The sequence below is a fragment of the Bradyrhizobium sp. genome (genome assembly GCF_049798375.1).
Classification (GTDB): domain Bacteria; phylum Pseudomonadota; class Alphaproteobacteria; order Rhizobiales; family Xanthobacteraceae; genus Bradyrhizobium.
Genome location: NZ_JBARGP010000451.1, coordinates 1 through 5,366 on the forward strand (window position 1 = coordinate 1; position 5,366 = coordinate 5,366).

Annotated in this window: 4 protein-coding genes; 1 reads left to right on the forward strand and 3 read right to left on the reverse strand. The window is 62.6% G+C overall.

Features of this window, described 5'->3' with window-relative positions; genetic code table 11:
• The 3 genes from WA702_RS18685 to urtA form a co-directional block, all read right to left on the reverse strand.
• Positions 1-728: ABC transporter permease subunit (locus WA702_RS18685; protein WP_425112016.1), on the reverse strand; the 728-nt coding region annotated here is incomplete at its 3' end.
• Positions 725-2,287: an urea ABC transporter permease subunit UrtB gene (gene urtB, locus WA702_RS18690; protein WP_425112019.1), complete on the reverse strand. Its 1,563-nt coding sequence runs from the start codon at positions 2,285-2,287 to the stop codon at positions 725-727. The genes WA702_RS18685 and urtB, both read right to left, overlap by 4 nt.
• 131 nt (positions 2,288-2,418) lie before the next feature.
• Entirely contained in the window at positions 2,419-3,741 is a 1,323-nt protein-coding gene (urtA, locus tag WA702_RS18695) for an urea ABC transporter substrate-binding protein (protein WP_425112017.1), read from the reverse strand.
• A 544-nt stretch (positions 3,742-4,285) separates the two neighbouring features.
• On the opposite strand from urtA, the gene WA702_RS18700 reads away from it, so the two are divergent.
• Positions 4,286-5,366: DEAD/DEAH box helicase (locus WA702_RS18700; RefSeq protein WP_425112018.1), on the forward strand; the 1,081-nt coding region annotated here is incomplete at its 3' end.

Consider the following 5,366-nt stretch of genomic DNA (forward strand, 5'->3'; position numbering starts at 1 on the left):
TCGCGGATCGCGATCAGCACCTTGCCGAGCTTGGATGACACCACCGCCCGACAGATCAGGAAAGCGACGATCAAGGCGAGACAGCTCAGCGCGAACAAAGCGGCGCGGGTGCCTTCGGCCTGCACGTTGAAGCCCAGGATGTCCTTGAAGTCAGTCAGGCCGTTGTTGCCGCCGAAGCCGAAATCATTGCGGAAGAACGCGAGCAGCAGCGCGTAGGTCATCGCCTGGGTGATGATCGACAGATAGACGCCGGTGACCCGCGAACGGAAGGCGAGCCAGCCGAAGCAGAAGGCGAGCAGGCCCGGCACCAGCAGCACCATCAGGGCGGCAAACCAGAACATGTTGAAGCCGTGCCAGTACCAGGGCAGCGACTGCCAGTTCAGGAACACCATGAAGTCGGGCAGGACCGGATTGCCGTAGACGCCGCGGCTACCGATCTGGCGCATTAGATACATGCCCATCGCATAGCCGCCGAGCGAGAAGAAGGCGCCATGGCCGAGCGAGAGGATGCCGCAATAGCCCCAGATCAGGTCAATCGAGAGCGCGAGGATGGCGTAGCAGACGTATTTGCCCCACAGCGCGACCAGATAGGTCGGTACCTGCAGCGCCGAGCCCGTCGGCAGCAGCAGGTTGGAGAGCGGGATCAGGACGCCGCAGGCGGCAACCACCAGGATGAAGATGGTGGCGGCGCGGTCCAGCGAGCGGGTGAGCATATGAGACGGCCTCATGCTTCCACCGCCCGGCCCTTCAGCGCGAACAGGCCGCGCGGGCGTTTCTGGATGAACAGGATAATCAGCACCAGGATCGCGATCTTGCCGAGCACCGCGCCGGCCACCGGCTCCAGGAACTTGTTGGCGATGCCGAGCGTGAATGCGCCGACCAGCGTGCCCCAGAGATTACCGACGCCGCCGAACACCACGACCATGAAGGAATCGATGATGTAGCTCTGGCCGAGATTGGGGCTGACATTGTCGATCTGCGACAGCGCCACGCCGGCGATGCCCGCAATGCCCGAGCCGAGGCCGAAGGTCAGCGCATCGACCCGGGAGGTGGCGATGCCCATCGAGGCCGCCATGCGACGGTTCTGCGTCACCGCCCGCATCTCGAGCCCGAGCGCGGTGTAGCGCAGCATCGCCAGCAGGATCGCGAATACGGCCATGGTGAAGCAGAGAATCCAGAGCCGATTGTAAGTGATCGTGATCTGGCCGAGGTCGAAGGCACCGCTCATCCAGGAGGGATTGCCGACCTCCCGATTGGTCGGACCGAACGCGGTGCGTACCGCCTGCTGCAGGACCAGCGACAGGCCCCAGGTCGCAAGCAGCGTCTCCAGGGGGCGCCCATAGAGGAAGCGGATCACGGTGCGCTCGATCAGGATGCCGATCGCGCCCGCGACCAGGAAGGCCAATGGGACAGCGATGAACAAAGAGTAGTCGAACAAAGCGGGATAGCTGGTACGGATCAAATCCTGTACCACGAAGGTGGTGTAGGCGCCGATCATCACCATTTCGCCATGAGCCATGTTGATGACGCCCATCACGCCGAAGGTGATGGCGAGCCCGATGGCGGCGAGCAGCAGCACGGAACCAAGCGAGAGGCCATACCACGCGTTCTGCACACCGGACCACATCGCAAGGGAGCTCCGGATCGAGGCAATGGCACTGGCGGCAGCCTTGGTCACGTTGGCCGGCTGATCGCCGCCGCTGATCTCGGTCAGCAGCGCCAGCGCCTCCTGGTCGCCGCGCGCCCTGATGACGGCGACGGCGGCGAGCTTGTCGGTTTCGCTGGCGTCGGACTTGAACAGCAGGATCGCAGCGCGCCCTTCGGACAGCGCCCGCTTGACCGAGGTATTGGTCTCCTTGGCCAGCGCGGACTCGACGGTCGGCAGCATCGATTCCTCGTGCGACTTGAAGACCGATTGCGCGGCGGAAAGTCGCGCCGAGAGATCCGGCGACATCAAGGTCAGGCCGCCGATCGCAGCGTCAACCGCGCGGCGGAGACGGTTGTTGAGGTTGACCTCGGAGGCGCTGTCGGGAATCGCATCGACCGGTGCACCGGTGACGGCATCGATCGCCTTGCCGTCGGTCTGCTTGATGTAGACCTTCTTGCTATCGGCATCGAACATCAGCCGCTCGTCCTGCAGCGCCTTGATGATCGGATAAGCCATCAGATTGCCCGATACGGCGACCTCGCCGATGGCATCCTCGGTATCGGAGAAATCATCGGTGGCGAACTTGCCGACGGAGTCCGCGAAGGTCGCGGCAAAGGCCGGCACGGAGATGGCGATCAAGGCGATGGAAAAGATCAGCGTGCGCAGAAGCGTAAATAAAGTTGCAGGCACTGGACAAACCCCGGCAGGAGTAGAGGAAAGGCAGCGGTGTCACCGCCTTCCCTAGTCACGCTGGCGACATCAGGTCCGGATCAGGTGCCCGAGCCGAGGCACTTGTTGGTCTTGACGTTGTAGTTGCCGCACTTCTTGCCGACCCAATCGCCGACCAGGTCCTTGGAGCCTTCCAGCTCCTTCGACCAGGCGTCGCCCGGGACGAGATCTTTGGTCTTGTAGACCACGCTGAACTGGCCATCGCCCTTGACCTCGCCGATGAACACCGGCTTGGTGATATGGTGGTTCGGCAGCATCTTCGAGGTGCCACCGGTCAGGTTCGCGGTCTCGGTGCCGGGCAGCGCGTCGATCACCTTGTCCGGATCGATCGACTTGGCCTTCTCGACCGCCTTCACCCACATGTTGAAGCCGATATAGGAGGCTTCCATCGGGTCGTTGGTGGTGCGCTTCGGGTTCTTGGTGTAGGCCTGCCACTCCTTGATGAACTTCTCGTTGGCCGGGGACTTGATCGACTCGAAGTAGTTCCAGGCGGCGAGATGGCCGATCAGCGGCTTGGTGTCGATGCCGGCGAGCTCTTCCTCACCCACCGAGAACGCGACCACCGGAATGTCCTTGGCCTTGACGCCCTGGTTGCCGAGCTCCTTGTAGAAAGGCACGTTGGCGTCGCCATTGATGGTCGAGACCACGGCGCTCTTCTTTCCGGCCGAGCCGAACGCCTTGATCTTGGAGACTTCGGTCTGCCAGTCGGAGAAGCCGAACGGCGTGTAGTTGATCATGATGTCGTCGCTAGCGACGCCCTTCGACTTCAGATAGGCTTCGAGGATCTTGTTGGTGGTGCGCGGGTAGACATAGTCGGTGCCTTCCAGCACCCAGCGCTTCACCTTCTCTTCCTTCATCAGGTAGTCGACGGCCGGGATCGCCTGCTGGTTCGGCGCTGCGCCGGTGTAGAACACGTTGCGCTCGCTCTCCTCGCCCTCGTACTGGACGGGATAGAACAGGATGCTGTTGAGCTCCTTGAACACTGGCAGCACCGACTTGCGCGACACCGAGGTCCAGCAGCCGAACACGACCGCGACCTTGTCCTTGGTGATCAGCTCACGCGCCTTCTCGGCGAACAGCGGCCAGTTCGAGGCGGGATCGACGACGACGGCCTCGAGCTTCTTGCCAAGCACGCCGCCCTTCTTGTTCTGCTCGTCGATCATGAACAGGATGGTATCCTTCAGCGTGGTCTCGCTGATCGCCATGGTGCCGGAGAGTGAATGCAGCACGCCGATCTTGATGGTGTCGTCGGCGGCCTTGGCCGGGCCGAAACCGGCCGCACCGAGCGCCAGACCGGCCGCAGCCGTCAGCGCCAGACGGCGGCTGAACGGCGCCGTTAATCCCTGAGTGAATTTGGTGAACATGAATATCGTCTCCCTGACGCAGGACGCGCGTCGCGGCTAAAACAGCCCGCGGCCGTCTGCGGCGCAAGAATCGCAAGAAGCGTGCCATGCACCGTGAGAGGCATAAGTCGCTGAAGTCATTTGTTAAATCTTGAGAACCGCACCGGAGAGCCGGCCGGTTGCACTTTTGTTACGCATGGCGCATGTTTGATTCACCGGCAGATAATCTAAATTTTGTGCACGTTTAAACCGATGGCTATTTTTGAAGCAGACCGCGTCCGGCAAGTGTCTTTGCTAACCAAGCAATCTGCAGACAGCGCCACCGGGCAAACCCGACCTTGAAACTGCCGTCTTCATGGTCCATATGTCGGCAAGACGCAGGCGAATCGGCCGGTCATTGCAAGCCGCGTGTTCTTAAGCTCAGCCATGAGCTTCTGGCTTGCTCAATAATCCCCCTCGATAGCAGGTGCCCCAGCACGCGGGCGTCTTCGAAAGTGCATTCACCCTCGCCTCGTGGCTTTGAGCCCGCGGAGACGGGCGTGATGCCATATGGAAAGACCCTCTTTTGACATCCTTTCAGGATTTTGGCCTTGCCGACGCGATTCAGCGCGCACTCAAGGAAGAGAACTACACCACCCCCACCCCGATCCAGGCCCAGACCATCCCCCTCGCCATGAGCGGGCGCGATGTCGTCGGCATCGCGCAGACCGGTACCGGCAAGACGGCATCCTTTGCGCTGCCGATCCTGCACCGGCTGCTCGAAAACCGTATCAAGCCGCAGCCGAAGAACGCCCGCGTGCTGGTGCTGAGCCCGACGCGTGAATTGTCGGGACAGATCCTCGACAGTTTCAACGCCTACGGCCGCCATCTCCGGCTGAGCTCCGCGCTCGCGATCGGCGGCGTGCCGATGGGCCGCCAGGTCCGCTCCCTGATGCAGGGCGTCGATGTGCTGGTCGCGACCCCCGGCCGCCTGCTCGATCTCGTCCAGGGCAACGCCCTCAAGCTGGCCCATGTCGAATTCCTGGTGCTCGACGAAGCCGACCGCATGCTCGATATGGGCTTCATCAACGATATCCGGAAGATCGTCGCCAAGCTGCCGATCAAGCGCCAGACCATGTTCTTCTCGGCGACCATGCCGAAGGACATCGCAGAGCTGGCCGACGCCATGCTCAAGGACCCGGCCCGCGTGGCGGTGACCCCGGTCTCTTCGACCGTCGAGCGCATCAGCCAGCGGGTGATCCAGGTCGACCACGCGACCAAGGGCAACGTCCTGGCGCAGGTCCTCAAGGAGGAGAAGGTGAACCGGGCCCTGGTGTTCACCCGTACCAAGCACGGCGCCGACAAGGTGGTGAAGGGCCTCGCCAAGGCCGGCATCCCCGCCGACGCCATCCATGGCAACAAGTCCCAGAACTATCGTGAGCGGGTGCTGGCGCAGTTCCGCTCTGGCGAGATCCGGACGCTGGTTGCAACCGACATCGCCGCACGCGGCATCGACGTCGACGGCGTCAGCCATGTGGTGAATTTCGACCTGCCCAACATACCCGAAACCTACGTGCACCGGATCGGGCGAACCGCACGCGCCGGCGCCGAAGGGATCGCAATCTCGCTGGTCGCGGGCGCCGAGGAGATGGGATATCTGCGCGACA

What these genes read in the sequence shown, in the direction of transcription:
- urtA (WP_425112017.1), bottom strand. Translation starts at nt 3,741, where the DNA reads ATGTTCACCAAATTCACTCAGGGATTAACGGCGCCGTTCAGCCGCCGT.